Below are 16,089 nucleotides of genomic sequence, written 5' to 3'. Positions count from 1 at the left end.
GTTTCCGCGCCGTACCGCGCGCGGCCGGACGAGACGAGGACACCCCGTGGGCAGACCCACGATCGCCGACATCGCCGCCCGCGTCGGCGTCTCGAAGGGCGCGGTGTCCTTCGCGCTGAACGGGCGCCCGGGTGTCAGCGAGGCCACCCGGGCACGGATCATGCGGGTCGCCGAGGAGATGAACTGGCGGCCGCACAGCGCCGCCCGCGCCCTCAGCGGAGCCCGCGCCGAGACCGCCGGGCTCGTCACCGCCCGGCCCGCCCGCACCCTGGGTGTCGAACCCTTCTTCGCGCAACTGCTCTCGGGGCTGCAGGCGACGCTTTCCGGCGAGTCGATCGCACTGCAGCTACTCGTCGTCGAGGACATCGAGGCGGAGATCGAGGTCTACCGGCGCTGGGCCTCCGAACACCGTGTCGACGGGCTGATCCTGGTCGACCCGCGCGTCGAGGACCCCCGCACCGCGGTCCTCGAAGGACTCGCGATCCCCTCGGTCGTGCTCGGCGGCCTGCCCGGCAAGCACGGACGTCTGTCCAGCGTGTGGGCCGACGACCGCGAGGCGATGCTGACCATCGTCGACTACCTCGCCGCCCTCGGGCACACCCGCGTCGCGCACGTCGCCGGGCTCCCCGCCTTCTGGCACACCCGGCGTCGCATGCAGGCGCTGCGCGACCGCGCCCGCCGCCTGGCCCTGCGCGCCGAGTCCCTGCCGACCGACTTCAGCGACGCCGAGGGCGCCGCCCGGACCCGCACCCTGCTGTCGCGACCCGAACGGCCGACCGCGATCATCTACGACAGCGACGTCATGGCCGTCGCCGGCCTCGGCGTCGCCCAGGAGATGGGCGTGGCCGTGCCCGGCGAACTGTCCATCGTGGCCTTCGACGAGTCGGTGCTCACCCGCATCGTGCACCCCTCGCTGACCTGCCTGTCCCGCGACACCTTCGACCTCGGGCGCTCGGTCGCACGGACCCTTCTGGCGACGATCGCCGACCCCTCCGAGTCCCGCAACGTCAAGACCGCCACGCCCACCCTCAGCGTCCACGAGAGCACCGGTCCTCCCCCGTGATCGGTCCCGCCGAGCCGGTTCCAGCCTCTTGGCAGGAGCGCTATAGCGGTTTAGTATCCGACCCGGAAGGCCGCGGAGAAGACGCCTCCCGAAACGGCCGCGGCGTCCATTCGAGGACCACCGGTAGGAGACGCAGATGCACCGACGAACAGTCCTGACCCTGCTGCCCGCATTAGCCATCGCCGCCACCGGGACGAGCCCGGCGCTCGCCGCCGCCGGCGCGCCCTTCCCCGAGGCACTGGGTCCCGGCGACCAGCCCTTCGCCTCGTACTGGTACCCGAGCACGATCCTGAACTGGGATCCGGCGACCGACCCCGACGCCCGCTTCAACCGCTCGCGCGTGCCGCTGCGCCCGCGGGCGCTCGATCCCCGGCTCAAGGCCAACGCCAACGCCCGCGCAGGCGAGGGCCGCGTGGTGTCGCTGGTGTCCTTCGGCCCGACCTCCGCCAACCCCTCGCAGGGCTCGGCGGACGCGAACTACTACGCCTTCGGCTACTGGCAGTACGTCGACACTCTCGTGTTCTGGGGCGGTTCGGCCGGTGAGGGGCTGATCCTGGCGCCGAACGCGACGGTCGTCGACGCCGCACACCGCAACGGCGTCAAGGTGTACGGGACGGTCTTCTTCCCGCCCGCCGCCTACGGTGGTCAGCTCCAGTGGGTCCGCGACTTCGTGGCGCGGTCGGGGTCGTCGTACCCGGTCGCCGACAAGCTCGGACAGGTCGCGCGCCACTACGGCTTCGACGGCTGGTTCATCAACCAGGAGACCGGCGGCGGCGACGCTGCGCTCGCCGCCGAACTGCGCGCCTTCATGAAGTACGCGCGGGCCGGCGGCGACGAGTACATGTGGTACGACTCGATGGTCGAGAACGGCTCGATCTCCTGGCAGAACGCGCTCAACGCGAGCAACGACTCCTTCCTGTCCGATCCGGCCCGGGTTTGCGACTCGATGTTCCTCAACTTCTGGTGGAGCGCGTCGGGGCTGGCCTCCTCGCGCTCCCACGCGCGCTCGCTCGGCCGCAGCGAGTTCGACCTGTACTCGGGGATCGACACCGAGGCGGGCGGGTACGACACGAGCGTCGACTGGGCCGCGGTCTTCCCCGCGGGCGCGGCGCACGTGACCTCGCTCGGCCTCTACCGTCCGGAGTGGACGTGGAAGTCCTCCTCCGGCCCGGCCGACTTCCGGGCCCGCGACTCGCGGTACTGGATCGGCGCCAACGGCGACCCCTCGAACACCGCGACGGGTTCGGCTTGGAAGGGACTGGCCAATCACATCGCGGAGTCGACGCCGGTCACCGCCAAGCCCTTCGTGACCGGGTTCAACTCCGGTCACGGCGAGTTCTACAACGTCGGCGGGACGAGGGTCGCGACGGGCGCGTGGAACAACCTCTCGGTACAGGACGTGCTGCCGACCTACCGCTGGATCGTTTCCTCGGCCGGCACCGGACTGACGCCGTCGCTGGACTTTGGCGACGCCTTCGAGGGCGGTTCCTCGCTGCGGCTGACCGGCCGGCTCGACGCGCTCAACACCGTGCGCCTCTACCAGGCCGCTCTGCCGGTGGCCTCCGGTACGAAGCTGTCGGTCGTGGTCAAGACGCCGGCGGCGGGGGCCACGAACCTCCGGGCCGCGATCGCCTTCACCGACGCCCCCGCCGTCTTCACCGCCATCGACCTCGGCTCGAACTCGGGCACCGGCTGGGAGCGCAGGACCTTCGACCTGTCGGCGCACGCCGGCAAGACGATCGCCCAGATCGCGCTCCAGGCGCAGGCCGCCTCGACGGTCGCGGCGTACGACATCCGGGTCGGCCAGATCGCCGTCTACGACGGGACCGTCGACGGCGCCGCCTCCCCTACAGCGCTGACGGTGCTGGGCACGACCGACGTCTCCGCCACCCGCAAGTCGCTGCGGCTGGCGTGGACGGCCTCGGCGAGCGGGTCGGTGCACCACTACGACGTCTACCGGCGTGACTCCGGCGGCGGCCGCACCTACCTGGGCGCGACACCGAACGACGCCTACTTCGTGGCGCGGCTCGACCGGGCCGGAACCGAGTCCTCGACGACCATCGAGGTCGAGGCGGTCTCCACCGAGTACGGGCGTTCGGCGCCGGCGACCACGACGGTCGCCTGGGCGGGTTCGCCCGTCGAGTCGAACCTGGCGCTCAGCCGCCCGGCGACGGCGTCCGGCCAGACCAACGCCGGCGAGGGTCCCGCGAAGGCCGTCAACGGCAGCGTCTCAGGTGGCAACACCGACAAGTGGTGCACGCTGACGGCCGAGAAGTGGCTGGAGGTCGACCTCGGCGGGGTGCGTTCGCTGAGCCGGTTCACCGTCAAGCACGCCGGTGCCGGTGGCGAGTCGGCGACGTGGAACACGCGCGACTTCACCGTCCAGACGAGGTCGGCCACCACCGACCCCTGGGCGACGGCGGTGACCGTCGCGGGGAACACGGCGTCGACGACCACGCATCCCGTCGCGACGGCCGCCAGGTACGTGCGCCTGGTGATCACCCGGCCGACCCAGAACACCGATCCCGCCGCCCGTATCTACGAGTTCGAGGCCTGGGGCACCTAGGACCTCCGGCGGTTCGCGAGACTCCGCCGTGCCCGCCCGTGGCGACGGGGCGGGCACGGCGGTCCCTAAACGTCCGCAGCGCCGCCGAACCAGCCGGCGGGCAGTTCCCGGCCCCGTGCCATCTCGGCGTCGAAGTCCCGCGCGCCCAAAGCGCGCCTCGCCGAGTCACCGATGCGCACGACGTCACCGCGCTCACCCGACGGCAGCGGCGTCCCCGCGCGTTCCCGCAGCGCCGCGGCGGTACCGAGCAGCCGGGCGGTCGTGCGGTACTCCCCCGCCAGCACCTCGGCGCCCGCCGAGCCTTCGAGGGCCAGCGCGATCGACCGGCTGTCCTCGAGCCTGCGCGCCTCGGCAAGGCCGCGGCGGTGAAGGTCGCGAGCCGACGCGACGTCTCCGCGCAGTTCGGCGACGAAGCCGAGTTCGGCGAGCATGAGCGTGGTGATCGGCAGGAAGTCGTACTCCCGGCCGTAGTCGAGGACGCGGCGCAGACGCGTCTCGGCCTCGTCGAGCCGCCCGGCGCGCCGGGCGGTCAGTCCGAGGCCGATCTCGGCGGAGACCTCGCCGTTGTGGTGGCGGTGCTCGACCGCCCGGTGCAGGGCCTGCTCGTGCAGTCGGCGGGAGGCGTCCAGGTCACCGCGCAGGAGGGCGACGCGGCCGAGCCCGCACAGCCGGTCGGACGCCTCCCGCCAGAGGGCGAGCTCCTCGGCGGCGGCGAGGCCGCGGGTGTGGAGCCGCTCGGCGCGGGCGTAGTCGCCGGTGACCTCGGCGTGGGAGGCGAGGGGGTAGATCGCGCGAAGCTGACCCCACGCGTCGCCGAGGCGTTCGAAGAGGGCGAGGCTCTCGGCGGCGTCGGCGAGGGCCTCGGTGAGGTCGCCGCTCCCGAAACGCTGGACGGCGCGCAGGGCCAGGGCGGCGGCGATCCCCCAGTCGTCGCCTTCGGCGCGGGCGCCTTTGAGGGCTCGTTCGACCAGGCGGGCGCCGGTCTCGTACTCGACGGTCTCCATCAGCGCGTAGGACAGGAACCAGTCGCTGCGCCCGTCCATGTCGGCCTCGGGCGGGGCCTCGGTGGGCGCCGCGGCCCGGGTCTGCTCGCCGGAGACTCCCCGCAGGCGGCGCACTCCCCAGCGCCAGGCCGTCGCACGGCAGGCGGCGGGGCACTCGGAGTCGGGCATGCGGGCCAGGGCGAGGGTGAGGGAGCGGTCGGCTTCGCTGAAGCGGCCGCGCAGCGACCAGTACCAGACGAGCGCGTCGACGAGCCGCATGGTGCGGTCGGGGTCGCCGTCGAGTTCGATGGCTGCGCGGAGGTTCGCCGTCTCGGCGTCGAGGCGTGCCAGCCAGCGGCGCTGGCCGTGTCCGTGCAGGTGCGGGCGGGCCTGCTCGGCGAGCCGCGCGTAATACTCGGCGTGCTTGGCGCGCAGGTGCTCGGCCTCGCCCGCCTCTTCGAGGCGTTCGGCGCTGTAGGCGGCGACGGACTCCAGCAGCCGGAAACGCGGTTCGGGGCCGCTCGGGGTGACGGCGACCAGCGAGCGGTCGACGAGCCCTGCCAGAAGGCCGAGGATCGCTCCGCCGGCGATGTCGGCGTCGGCGCAGACCTCCTCGGCGGCGTCGAGGGTGCAGCCGTCGGCGTGCACCGACAGGCGGCGCAGCACGGTCCGCTCGTCGGGGGTGAGCAGCCAGTAGCTCCAGTCGATCATCGCGCGGAGGGTCTTCTGCCGGTCGGGGGCGTCGCGGTAGCCGTCGGTGAGCAGACCGAAGCGGTCGTCGAGCCGTTCCAGGAGCCCGGTGGTGCCGAGCACCCGGACTCGCGGCGCGGCGAGTTCGAGGGCGAGGGGAATCCCGTCGAGGCGGCGGCAGATGGCGGCGACCTCGGCGGAGTTGTCCTCGGTGACGCTGAACCCGGGAACGGTCGCCGCGACGCGTTCGGTGAAGAGCCGCACGGCGCCCGACTCGGCGACGCCGGTGTCGGTGTCCGGAAGGGCCAGCGGCGGGACCGGGTATCGCACCTCACCGCCCGCGGCGAGGGGCTGCTGGCTGGTGGCGAGCACGCGCAGTCCGGGCGCGTCGCGCAGGAGACGCGCGGACAGAAGCGCCGCCGGGCCGACGAGGTGCTCGCAGTTGTCGAGCAGGAGCAGCATGTCGCGGTCGCGGACGGCCCGGCTGAGGCGTTCGAGCGGTGTCACCGGAACGGAGGCCGGCAGCGGGCCGGTCGTGCCGTACTCACCGACGCGCAGGACGGCCATGACGGCCTCGGCGACCGCGTCCTGTGCTTCGGGCCCGTCGCCTGCGGGGAGGGCGGCGAGTTCCACGGTCCACACGCCGTCGGGGTGGTCGTCGCGGACGCGGTGGGCGGCCTCCAGGGCGAGGCGCGTCTTGCCGACCCCACCGGGGCCGGTGAGGGTGACCAGCCGTGCCGTCGCGAGGTGGCCGACGACTTCGGCGAGTGCGGTGTCGCGGCCGATGAGTTCGGCGACGGGCCGGGGGAGGTGGTCTCCGGCCACTTGGGGGCGTGGCGGCTCCGGGAGGTCTTGGCGGAGCATCGCGCGGTGCAGGTCGGCGAGTTCTGGGTCGGGGTCGAGGCCGAGTTCGGCGAGGTGCCGGCGGTGGGCCGCGTAGGCCTCCACGGCCTCGGTGCGGCGGCCGGAATGGTAGAGGGCGCGCATGTGGGCGGCGCGCAGTCGGCCGCGGGCGGGGTGGCGGGCGGCGAGTTCGGTGAGTTCGGCGACGGCTTGGGCGTGGTCGCCGAGTTCGAGGCGGGTCTCGGCGAGCAGTTCGGCGGCTTCGAGGCGCGCGTCGGCGAGGCGGACGGTATCGGCGCGGGTGAAGTTCTCGTCGGCGAAGTCCGCGTATGCGGGGCCGCGCCACAGGTCGAGGGCCTGTTCGGTGAGGTGGGCGCGGGCGGCCGGTGTGGTGGCGCGGCGGGCACGGGCGAGGGCGGTGGTGAAGCGGCCGGCGTCGGTGTCGGCGGGATCGGCGCGCAGGAGGTAGCCGGGCGGCCGGTGGGCGACGAGCTCGCGGGCGCCCGGCTCGGCGGCGTCGAGGGCCTTGCGGAGTTCGGAGACCTTGCGCTGGAGGGCGTTGGCGGGCTTCGCCGGAGGCTCGGCGGGCCACAGTTCGTCGATGAGCCGGTCGGTGGAGACGGTGCGGCCCGGGTCGGTGAGCAGGATGGCGAGCAGGGCGCGGACCTTGCGTTCGGGTATGGCGACGGGTTCGCCGTCGCCGGTCCAGGCGGTGACCGGACCGAGAACTCCGAAGCGCATGGGCGAAACGGTAACCCAGGGGCGGCAGTCGCCCGCGTCACGCTCCGGGTGGTCGTCAGCGGCGCGTCAGCCGACCATCAGCGGGCCGGCGCAACTTCTAGGGGTCGAACGAAGCACCTGATCGAGGAGAGACATGAGCAACGCCAAGACCCCTGTGACCGTGATCGGCCTCGGCCCGATGGGCAGCGCGATGGCCGGCGCCTACCTGAACGCCGGGCACCCCGTGACGGTGTGGAACCGGACCGCCTCGCGCGCCGAGCCGCTGGTGGAGCGGGGCGCGAAGCTCGCGGCGACGCCGGCCGAGGCGGTCACCGCCAGTGGACTGGTCATCTTGAGCCTGACCGACTACGCGGCGATGTACGCGATCCTCGACGGTGTCGGCGACGCGCTGGCCGGGCGCACGATCGTCAACATCAGCTCCGACAGCCCGGGCAAGACGCGGGAAGCCGGGGCCTGGCTCGCCGACCGGGGCGCGCGCCTGCTGACCGGCGGGATCATGGTCCCGTACATGATGGTCGGCACCGAGCAGTCCTACGTGTTCTACAGCGGCGCGACCGAGGTCATGGACGAGCACCGCGACACCCTCGCGGTGATCGGCCGGCCCGACTACCGGGGCACCGACCTCGGCCTCGCGCAGCTTTGGTACCAGGCGCAGCTCAACCTGTTCCTGACCATGCTGTCGTCCTTCGCGCAGTCCGCGGCGATGCTGGAGTCGGCCGGCGTGAAGGCCGCCGAACTGGTGCCCTACGCGACCGAGACGCTGAACCTGGCGGGCTTCTTCCTGGAGCCCAGCGCCCAGGGGATCGACAGCGGCGACCACGGCGACCAAGGCGCGAACGTGACGATGATGGGCGCGACCGCCGACCACGTCGTCACCGCCAGCGAGGAGGCTGGCATCGACCTGACTCTGCCGCGCGCGATCCAGGCGCACTACCGGTCCGCGATCGAGCGCGGCCACGGCCGCGACTCGTGGACGAGCCTCAGCGAGGTCATCCGCAAGCCCTGACAGGCCCGGGCACGCCTCGCCCGCGTCACCGCGAGCGAGGCGTGCCCTCACCGTGCCGCAGCCGTGAGCGCTGCGGCGAGCGGCGCAGAAGACGACGGAGTGGAGCATCGCGTCACGGTAGCCGGACGGCTCAATCCCAGACGGCGACGATCACGCAGTCCTCGTCGACGGCCACGTGAGGGCCGTCGTGGTCCCGGTCCTCGATACAGCACGCGAGGTGGTCGGCGACGGCACCGTGCTGGGCGGTGCAGCCGCCGGTGTGCCCGGCATCGGGGTCGTGCTCTCCGGCACCGCGGGTTCGCTCCTGTGTCATCACGACCGCGATCTTGCCTGATGCACGCCGCGTGGACCGGACCCGGTACGCCGCTCGTCCCTCGGCGGCGCCGTTAAGGTGGGCGGATGGCCGCACGGATCACCGAGCTCGCCCTCGACTGCCTCGACCCGCCGCGCCTCGCCCGGTTCTGGTGCGAGGTGCTGGGCTACGTCGTCACCTCGGAGGCCGAGGACTTCATCGGCATCGGTCCGCCGGAGCCGGCCGACGGGCAGGCGCCGACGATGACCTTCGGTCCCGCCGCCGGCCCCAAGCGGGAGAAGCTGCGCCTGCACATCGACCTGCGGCCGACCGACCGCGAGCAGGACGCCGAACTCGACCGCCTGCTGGCGCTGGGCGCCCGGCACGCCGACGTCGGTCAGGGCGAGGACGTCGACTGGTACGTGCTCGCCGATCCCGAGGACAACGAGTTCTGCCTGCTGCGCCGCCGGGCACTGCCCTGACCGGTGGGGCCGCTCAGGGCTTCCAGTCGGGGTTGACGATCTGGTGGAGCAGGTGGTCCTGCCAGCGCCCGGCGATGAGCAGGAAGTCCGGCGCGGTCGCGAAGGCGGTGAACCCGTTGCGTTCCAGGACCCGCCGTGAACCGGTGTTGTGCGGGAGAGTCTCGGCCTGGACCCGGTGCAGGTTCAGCTCGGTGAAGGCGATTCGCAGGATCTCGCCGACGGCCGCGGTCGCCACGCCTCGCCCGTTCTGGTCCTCGGCGACCCAGTAGCCGAGGCTGCACGACTGGAAGGCGCCGCGGACGATCCCGTTCAAGGTCACCCGGCCGACGACGCGCTCGTCGTCACCGAGGATCACGTGCGGAAGGTTCCTCCCTTCCTCGTGGGCCTTGAGGCTCCCGGCGATGAGGCCGAGCTGGTGCTCGAAGGTGAAGAAATCCTCGTCGCGCAGGGGTTCCCAGGGTGCGAGGAACTCCCGGTTGGCGCGGCACAGTTCCGTGATGACCCCGGCGTCGTCGGGCGTGATCAGTCGAGTGAGAGGCACGGGCAGATGATCGCAGACACTCGCTAGAGCGGCGGAAGCTCCTGTGGGCGGCCGATCAGCTCGTGCAGGGGGTCGCCGGCCTCGCGGACCCGGTCGAGGACGGTGTGCACGGTCCAGCGGTCGGGGCGCAGGTCGGGGTCGTCGAGTTCCTTCCAGGTGATCGGCACCGAGACCGGCGCGCCGGGTGCGGGCCGGGCGCTGAACGGCGCGACGAGGGTCTTGTTGCGCACGTTCTGCGTGTAGTCGAGGCGGGCGAGCCCGTCCCGCCGGTCCTTGTACCACTCCCAGCTCACCAGCTCGGGGACCGTGCGGCCGACCGCGCGCGAGACCTTGTGCACCCACTCCCGCGTCTCCTCGAAGGTGTAGCCGGCGCGGACCGGCACCCAGATCTGCACACCGCGCTGCCCGGTGACCTTGGGCATCCCCTCGACGCCGAGATGGCGGAGCGCTTCCCCGTACAGGCGCGCGAGCAGCAGGATGTCCGCGAAACGCGTCTTCTCGCCGGGATCGATGTCGATGAGCGCCCAGTCGGGCTCGTGCACGTCGCGCAGGCCGGAGATCCAGGGGTGGAGTTCCACGGCGCCGTGGTTGGCCATCCAGGCCAGCGAGGCCACCTTGTCGACGACGGCGTAGCGGCCGGTGCGGTCGGCCTCCGCCTCGGTGTCGCGCCAGGTCGTCAGCCATTCGGGCGCGTGGGCGGGCACGGCCTTCTGCCAGAAGCCGGGCCGCTCGACGCCGTCGGGGAAGCGGTGGACGTTGACGGGACGGCCCGCCAGGTAGGGAAGCATGTAGGGCGCGATCGTCGAGTGGTAGGCGATCAGGTCGCGTTTGGTGACCTCCTTGCGGCCTTTCGCTCGGGGGAACAAGACCTTGCCGAGCTTCGACAGCCGCAACCGGTGGCCGCCGACGGTCCACGTGCCGCCGTCGCCGAGTTCGGCCAGCGCGGCCAGCTCCTCGGGGCTCGCCGCGCTCCAGTGCCCGTGCGCGGCCACCGCCACGGACGCCTCGGCGGCGGGCAGGTCACCGCGCCACAGGGCCTCGGGCGCGGCGGCGACCTCCTCGTTGGTGCGGCCCGACTTCACCGAGACCGGGTGGTCCTCGGGGTTCCAGCCGCGCCGTGCGTACTCGTCGTCCTTGTGGATGAGCAGCCAGTCGTCGTCGCCGTCGTGGGCGCGGCGGACGAGCACGAAGCGGCCGGCGAGCTTCTCGCCACGCAGGTCGAAGTGGAGTTCGCCGCGCTCCACGGCGCGGACCGGGTCGCCGGTCTTCGCCGGTTCCCAAGTGCCCCGGTCCCACACGATGACGTCCCCGCCGCCGTACTCGCCGCCGGGGATGACGCCCTCGAAGTCGTAGTACTCGACCGGATGGTCCTCGACGTGGACGGCGAGCTGGCGGGCCTTCGGGTCGAGGGTCGGTCCTTTCGGGACGGCCCAGCTCGCCAGCACTCCGCCCATCTCCAGCCGCAGGTCGTAGTGAAGGCGCGTGGCACGGTGGCGCTGCACGACGAAGCGGCCGCCGGGCGAGTCGTCCCCGGACCCGCCGGCGGGCTCGGCGGTGACGGCGAAGTCGCGTTTCGCGCGGTACCGCGCCAGCCCGTCCTTCTTCTTGCGCTTGTCGGCCACGTCTCCGGCATACCGCACGGCCCCGGTCGGCCGCACCGTTTCGGGCCTACCGGGTCCCGGTGGCGCTAGCGTGGTGTGCGTGACGGCTGAGGAGATGCGCGCGGCGGGACGGCGACTGCTGGCGTCGCTGAGCGACGAGCAGGCCGCCGAGGCGGTCCACGCGTTCGGCGACCCCGACCGCCTGCGCTGGGACTACCGTCCCCGGCCGCGGCCGGGGACATGCCTGGCGGGGTTGAGCCTCGCCGGGCGCAAGAACGCCCACCGGCTGCTGGCCACGGCGATGAGCGAGCACGCCTTCGCCCAGGTCACCAGTGTCATGGGGCTCGAAGAGGTCCTCGACCGGGCCGAGGGACACCGGCGCGACCGCCACTCCGCCGACTACTGGGTGGCGTTGTTCGGCTCGCCCGACGACGACGCCTGGTCGTGGCGCTTCGAGGGGCACCACGTGTCGGTGACGATGAGCGTGGTCGCCGACGAGGTCAGCCCCACGCCCGTGTTCCTCGGCGCGAACCCGGCGATCACCTTCTACCGGGGCACGCCTGTCGTACGGCCGCTCGCCCTTGAGGAGGAGCTGGCGCGGCGACTGCTCGCCGGACTGACCGATGCCCTGCGCAAGCAGGCGATCGTCTCGCCGCACGCCCCCGATGACATCCGCACGAGCAACGCCCGCGACATCACGGGTGTCGAACTCGGGCCGGGCCTGCGGGCCGCCGACCTGTCCCCCGGTGACGCCGGCCTGCTAGGTGAGCTCGTCGACCTCTACCTCGACCGGCTGCCGCCGCGCCTGGCGGCGATCGAGCGGGAGAGCCTGCGTCCCGACGAGCTGCGCTTCGCCTGGGAGGGCCCGGCCGAGCGCGGCGGCGGACACTACTACCGGATCCAGTCGCCGGGTCTGCTGATCGAGTACGACAACACGCAGAACGACGCCAACCACGTCCACACGGTCCTGCGCCGGCCCGGCGACGACTTCGCGGCCGGACTGCTGGCCGCGCACAAGGCGGGCGAGCGCTGAGCACGGCGGGTGCCCCGCCGGACACCGGCGGTGTCCGCTCGCCGTCCCTTGTGGACTCCTGATCGGGTCGGCGGCCTTCCTACGGTGGAGTTCCACCCGGACGGAAGGGACCGCGATGTTCTGGGTAAACGGACAGCAGATCGACCCCGGAGACGACCAGCTCACCCAGGCCACCACGCCGAACGTCGCCGACGCGGTGATCCGCGACTACACCGACTGGAACGAGGTGAACGCGCACGCGGCGGGCGCCACCGACCACGTCGGCAATCTTCCGGGTCCACGTTCGCAAGGGACTTGGTTGCGCTTCCCCGCCCAGCATCTCAACATCCTGGGCGAGGACCACACCGAGGTCGACCTGCGCCAGGTGAAGAGCGCGACCGGTTTCACGAGTTTCGTCTACGAGCGCTTCGCCTGTGACGTGATGGCGCCCGGCTCGAACCTCCTGGCCGCCTACGACGCCGAGAACAACGCCGAGATGGCGCATTACGGCATCGCGGCCCTTCCCAACCGGCACCTCTTCGGCGGCGAGTCGCTGTACCCGAAGATCGGTACCGGGATGGTCCTGCTGCGCCGGTTCCTGCCCCACCACGTGGCCGACCTGCGCCGGGTCGCGGGCTACGACGGGAAGCCGGTCCAGCGCTACCTCAAGATCGGCTGGGGCCTGTTCAAGGACATCGCCGCCGACGTGCACGCGCGCGTCAACGGCGGCAACGCCGTGACGCCCGCCGAGACCCACCTGCGGCAGCGGTACCTCGCCCACACCGCCAACCCCACCTTGGACACCTACATCACCGGGCTGGTGGTCGACACCTGGCTGGGCGACACCCTCGACACCCACGCTCACGCCGGCAAGGTCCCGGCGATCCTGGACGTCGCGGCTGCCCTGATCCCGGTGCTGCTGGAACGCGCCGCGGCCGACCAGGACCTGGGCAACGCCGAACGGCTGCGCCTCGCCGGACTTCCACTGCGCGGCGACGATGACTTGTTCGCCTACTTCGGGCTGTGGCGCAATCTCCACTTCGCCCGCCGCGTCCGGGAGGCCGCCGCGGCCAACGTGCGCTATGCCGGCATGGGCAGCCGGCACCTGACCTACCTGCTGACGATCCCCCATGGGATCCCGGCGAACGCGAGCCGCTTCTACATGGACGGCGCCGGCCTCGCGAACTTCGAGACCACCACCGGCGACCTGAGGCAACACGCGCACTAGCGAAGGAAGGTACGACCATGGCGACTCGCAACGTCCGCGCCCGGATCCTGCTCACCCGTGAACTGCCCAGCACACCGGTCCTGGAGGCGGTCCTGACCGTCTGGTGGCTCGGCGACCGGTTCCACGCCCGCGAAGAGTCGGGCCGAATCTTGAGCGCGGTGGCCGGCGACGTCACCGAACCCCGGGGTTTCGGCAAGGTGCCCCGGACCATGGAGGCCATCATGGACTCCCGGCTGCCGCTCAGCGGCCACCTCGACGTCCACGGCGAGCTCGCCGCCGAACACGCCTGGGTCACCGAACCGCACGGCGCACAGTGGAAGGCCCCGCTGGAGCGGGTGTCGCCCATCCCGGCGCAGCTGTTCGCCACCGGCCTCGAAGGCCTCGCGCCCAGCGGCCGCGAGCAGTTCCTCGGGCGTGACTGCGCCGAATACGTGACCCACCTCGAAGGCCGCGACGACGCCGGGCCCTTCCGCAGCCGCGTCCGCCGGCTCGTCGTCGGCCCCTACGTGCTCCTGCGAGATGTCACGGCCGAGGCCGGACCCATGCGCCTGCGCGCCGCGGTGACCGCCCTCGACGAGGGAGTCGTGCGCGAGTCGGACCTCAAGCCCTAGGGGATGGCTTGTGGGTCTTGTGCGGGCGGCCCCAGTCCCCCGGGGCCGCCCGCCGCCGTGCCGGTCAGCGGAACACGCAGGCCAGCCCGGTCGGGGCGCTGTTCGCGCCGCTGAAGGTTCCCTGGAGACCGAAACTCGCGGTCTGCCCGGGTCCCGGACGGCCGTTCCAGCCCAGGTCGACGGCCTTGTGCGAGTCGCCGCTCTGGGTCAAGGTCGCGTTCCAGCCCGAGGTGACGCGCTGGCCGTCGGCGTAGGACCAGGTCGCGGTCCAGCCCGCCGGTGTCGTCGCGCCGCGGTTGGCGATCGTGAACTCGGCGGTGAAGCCGCCCGTCCACTGGTTCACGATGCGGTAGGTCGCCTCGCATCCGCCGGTGGGCGGCGGGGTCGTGGTCGGAGGCGTGGTCGGCGAGGTCGTCGGGCCGGGACCGCCGGGTGCGGCCATGGCCATGTCGTAGGCGAGTTGCGGGACGAACTGCCCGGCTCCGGCGGCGCAGCCGTCGGCCTCCCCGGGAAGCTTGATCCACAGGAAGGCGTCGACGGCGGAGTCGCCGGTGTCGGTGGTGCTGTGAGTGCCCGTGGCGCGCCCGGGCGGGTCGCACCACTGCGATCCGGCGGGCCCGTTGCCGTTGCGGCTGGTGTCGACGACCGCGCGCAGCCCGCCGACACCGGTCGCGGCCATGACGTTCTTGGCGTAGGCGACCTCGTCGGCGGTGCGGCGATAGTTGGAGACGTTGGTGGCGATCCCGTGCGCGCTGCCGGCGATGTCGGCGCCGTTGAGGCGGGAGGCCATCTCGCCGGGTGCGAGCCACGCGGAATGTCCGGCGTCGAAGTAGACGCGGGCCTGCGCCGACGCTCGGCGCAGGGCCTTGCCCGCGTACGCCATGGAGGCCTTCACCTCGTTCTGGAGACCGCCGTCCATGCAGCTGGACATGATCGACAGCACGTCGGGTTCGAGAATGACGGTGGCGGCCCGACCGGCGAGTCCGGCGGCCACCTGGTCGACCCACTGGCGATAGGCGCTGTGGCTGGGCGCGCCACCGTTGCTGGCGCCGGAGCAGTCGCGGTTGGGGATGTTGTAGACGACCAGGATCGGGATCTTGCCGGCCGAGGCGGCGGCACCGACGACGGCGCTCACCTCGCCCTGCACGGTCTGCGGGTTGTGCCGGGTGAACCAGGTGCCCTGCGGCACCGCCGCGATGCGGTCGCGAATGACCCCGGCGCGGCTGTCGCCGGGGTTGGCCGCGACCCACGCGGCCGCGGACGTGCTGGGGTTGACCCAGAAGGCCGAGTCGAGGGCCCGCGCCTCGCCGGCGCGGATGAGCACGACGGCGGCCGAGGCCAGGACGAATGCCACGACGATCAGTACGGCGCGGCGGATGGATAAGCGCATGGAGGCTCCTAGTGGTACGTACAGTGGGAGCGCTCCCACAAATAGGGTAACCACTCCGCGCCCCGCGTGTAAAGCCATGGGCGGTACTGCTCCAAGGAGGCGGGCGGCCGCCCGCCTCCCGAGCCGCGCTAGCGCGCCAGCAGATCCCGCAGCGCCCCCACGACCCCGGCGGGCGCCTCCTCCGCCATGAAGTGCCCGAACGGGACCGTCCGGTGGTCGAGGTCCTTCGCCCAGGCGCCCCACAGTGCCGGCGCGTCGAACCCGAGCGCGCTCCCCCAGTCCTGCTGGAGCACGGTCACCGGCATCTCCAGCCGGTTGCCGCGCTCGCGGTCGGCGCGGTCGTGATCGATATCGACGCCGGCCGAGGCCCGGTAGTCGGCGACGATCGAGTCGACAGCGCCGCGCGAGGCAGCCAGGTAGACCTCCCGGACCTCGGCGGGAATCGCCTCGGGGTCGCGGATCCAGATGTCGAGGAAGTGCCCGAAGAAGGCGTCGGCACTGGCGGAGATCATCTGCTCGGGCAGGCCTGGGGGCTGGGCCATCAGGTAGAGATGGAACCCGACGGCGGCCGAGGCGCCGTGCATCACGTCCCACATGTCGAGGGTCGGCAGCACGTCGAGGGACGCCAGATGAGTGACCCGATCGGGGTGGTCGAGCCCGGCGCGCACGGCGACGAGCGCGCCCCGGTCGTGCCCGGCGAGCGCGAAGCGCTCGAAACCGAAGGCGGCGGCGAGTTCGACGACGTCTCGGGCCATGGTCCGCTTGGCGTAGGTCTCCGGTCCGTCCTCGGCCGGCTTGTCGCTGGCGCCGTAGCCGCGCAGGTCGGGGCAGATGACGGTGTGGTCGGCGGCGAGGTCGGCGGCGACGTGGCGCCACATGAGGTGGGTCTGAGGGAAGCCGTGCAGCAGCACGATGGGGCTGCCGCTTCCGCCGACCGCGACGTTGAGGGCGACGCCCTCGGCCACGGTGACGCGCTGCCGGTCGAATCCGGCGATGGTGGTGTTCATGCCCGGTCCCTCTCATTCGTTCTCGGGTTCGGT

13 protein-coding genes are annotated in these 16,089 nt (G+C 72.4%); 7 read left to right on the top strand and 6 right to left on the bottom strand.

Translation table 11 applies throughout. The features are described 5' to 3' along the window. The first annotated feature begins 46 nt into the window (after positions 1 to 46). Entirely contained in the window at positions 47 to 1,063 is a 1,017-nt protein-coding gene (locus AB0I28_RS01705; protein ID WP_357488747.1) for a LacI family DNA-binding transcriptional regulator, read from the top strand. Between the two features lie 136 nt (positions 1,064 to 1,199). Continuing rightward, positions 1,200 to 3,629 carry a discoidin domain-containing protein gene (locus tag AB0I28_RS01700; RefSeq protein ID WP_357488746.1) on the top strand — a complete coding sequence of 810 codons (2,430 nt, stop codon included), beginning with the start codon at positions 1,200 to 1,202 and terminating at the stop codon, positions 3,627 to 3,629. 65 nt (positions 3,630 to 3,694) lie between these two features. Here AB0I28_RS01700 and AB0I28_RS01695 read toward each other — a convergent pair whose 3' ends face one another. Further along, on the bottom strand, positions 3,695 to 6,886 hold the full coding sequence (locus AB0I28_RS01695) for a BTAD domain-containing putative transcriptional regulator (protein ID WP_357488745.1): 3,192 nt from the start codon (positions 6,884 to 6,886) through the stop codon (positions 3,695 to 3,697). A 133-nt stretch (positions 6,887 to 7,019) separates the two neighbouring features. Between AB0I28_RS01695 and AB0I28_RS01690 the strand changes: the two genes are divergently transcribed. Further along, positions 7,020 to 7,892, top strand: coding sequence for an NAD(P)-binding domain-containing protein (locus AB0I28_RS01690; RefSeq protein WP_357488744.1), 873 nt, complete (start codon positions 7,020 to 7,022; stop codon positions 7,890 to 7,892). Positions 7,893 to 8,022: 130 nt separating this feature from the next. Here the strand turns inward: AB0I28_RS01690 and AB0I28_RS01685 are convergent, their stop codons facing one another. Further along, the gene (locus AB0I28_RS01685; RefSeq protein ID WP_357488743.1) at positions 8,023 to 8,208 is read right to left on the bottom strand and encodes a hypothetical protein; all 186 of its coding nucleotides are present in this window, start codon (positions 8,206 to 8,208) and stop codon (positions 8,023 to 8,025) included. Positions 8,209 to 8,291: 83 nt separating this feature from the next. On the opposite strand from AB0I28_RS01685, the gene AB0I28_RS01680 reads away from it, so the two are divergent. Next, the gene (locus tag AB0I28_RS01680; RefSeq protein ID WP_357488742.1) at positions 8,292 to 8,666 is read left to right on the top strand and encodes a VOC family protein; all 375 of its coding nucleotides are present in this window, start codon (positions 8,292 to 8,294) and stop codon (positions 8,664 to 8,666) included. 13 nt (positions 8,667 to 8,679) lie between these two features. Here the strand turns inward: AB0I28_RS01680 and AB0I28_RS01675 are convergent, their stop codons facing one another. Together AB0I28_RS01675 and AB0I28_RS01670 are read right to left on the bottom strand one after the other, a co-directional pair. Continuing rightward, complete coding sequence (locus AB0I28_RS01675) at positions 8,680 to 9,207, bottom strand: GNAT family N-acetyltransferase (RefSeq protein ID WP_357488741.1); 528 nt, start codon at positions 9,205 to 9,207, stop codon at positions 8,680 to 8,682. A gap of 23 nt (positions 9,208 to 9,230) precedes the next feature. Next, the gene (locus AB0I28_RS01670; RefSeq protein ID WP_357488740.1) at positions 9,231 to 10,829 is read right to left on the bottom strand and encodes a DNA polymerase ligase N-terminal domain-containing protein; all 1,599 of its coding nucleotides are present in this window, start codon (positions 10,827 to 10,829) and stop codon (positions 9,231 to 9,233) included. Between the two features lie 94 nt (positions 10,830 to 10,923). Between AB0I28_RS01670 and AB0I28_RS01665 the strand changes: the two genes are divergently transcribed. The 3 genes from AB0I28_RS01665 (at position 10,924) to AB0I28_RS01655 (ending at position 13,659) form a co-directional block, all read left to right on the top strand. Next, a complete protein-coding gene (locus tag AB0I28_RS01665) occupies positions 10,924 to 11,841 on the top strand; it encodes a DUF3500 domain-containing protein (RefSeq protein ID WP_357489279.1) in 918 nt (305 codons plus the stop codon). A 115-nt stretch (positions 11,842 to 11,956) separates the two neighbouring features. Then, entirely contained in the window at positions 11,957 to 13,048 is a 1,092-nt protein-coding gene (locus AB0I28_RS01660) for a hypothetical protein (RefSeq protein ID WP_357488739.1), read from the top strand. A gap of 17 nt (positions 13,049 to 13,065) precedes the next feature. Then, positions 13,066 to 13,659 carry a hypothetical protein gene (locus AB0I28_RS01655; protein ID WP_357488738.1) on the top strand — a complete coding sequence of 198 codons (594 nt, stop codon included), beginning with the start codon at positions 13,066 to 13,068 and terminating at the stop codon, positions 13,657 to 13,659. Positions 13,660 to 13,723: 64 nt separating this feature from the next. Here AB0I28_RS01655 and AB0I28_RS01650 read toward each other — a convergent pair whose 3' ends face one another. Both AB0I28_RS01650 and AB0I28_RS01645 read right to left on the bottom strand, forming a co-directional pair. Then, positions 13,724 to 15,049 carry a glycoside hydrolase family 6 protein gene (locus AB0I28_RS01650; RefSeq protein ID WP_357488737.1) on the bottom strand — a complete coding sequence of 442 codons (1,326 nt, stop codon included), beginning with the start codon at positions 15,047 to 15,049 and terminating at the stop codon, positions 13,724 to 13,726. A gap of 128 nt (positions 15,050 to 15,177) precedes the next feature. Beyond that, positions 15,178 to 16,056 carry an alpha/beta hydrolase gene (locus AB0I28_RS01645; RefSeq protein WP_357488736.1) on the bottom strand — a complete coding sequence of 293 codons (879 nt, stop codon included), beginning with the start codon at positions 16,054 to 16,056 and terminating at the stop codon, positions 15,178 to 15,180. Between the last annotated feature and the right edge of the window lie 33 nt (positions 16,057 to 16,089).

This window comes from Phytomonospora sp. NPDC050363, from assembly GCF_040655735.1.
GTDB lineage: Bacteria > Actinomycetota > Actinomycetes > Mycobacteriales > Micromonosporaceae > Phytomonospora.
The sequence above is the reverse complement of the archived record's forward strand: the minus strand, read 5'-3'. Positions and strand labels throughout refer to the sequence as shown.

Bases quoted from the DNA above. Each gene is read 5' to 3' on its own strand.
- AB0I28_RS01655 (WP_357488738.1), top strand. From the start codon at position 13,066: ATGGCGACTCGCAACGTCCGCGCCCGGATCCTGCTCACCCGTGAACTG.
- AB0I28_RS01690 (WP_357488744.1), top strand. From the start codon at position 7,020: ATGAGCAACGCCAAGACCCCTGTGACCGTGATCGGCCTCGGCCCGATG.
- AB0I28_RS01650 (WP_357488737.1), bottom strand. From the start codon at position 15,049: ATGCGCTTATCCATCCGCCGCGCCGTACTGATCGTCGTGGCATTCGTC.
- AB0I28_RS01645 (WP_357488736.1), bottom strand. From the start codon at position 16,056: ATGAACACCACCATCGCCGGATTCGACCGGCAGCGCGTCACCGTGGCC.
- AB0I28_RS01700 (WP_357488746.1), top strand. From the start codon at position 1,200: ATGCACCGACGAACAGTCCTGACCCTGCTGCCCGCATTAGCCATCGCC.
- AB0I28_RS01680 (WP_357488742.1), top strand. From the start codon at position 8,292: ATGGCCGCACGGATCACCGAGCTCGCCCTCGACTGCCTCGACCCGCCG.
- AB0I28_RS01695 (WP_357488745.1), bottom strand. From the start codon at position 6,886: ATGCGCTTCGGAGTTCTCGGTCCGGTCACCGCCTGGACCGGCGACGGC.
- AB0I28_RS01665 (WP_357489279.1), top strand. From the start codon at position 10,924: ATGCGCGCGGCGGGACGGCGACTGCTGGCGTCGCTGAGCGACGAGCAG.
- AB0I28_RS01660 (WP_357488739.1), top strand. From the start codon at position 11,957: ATGTTCTGGGTAAACGGACAGCAGATCGACCCCGGAGACGACCAGCTC.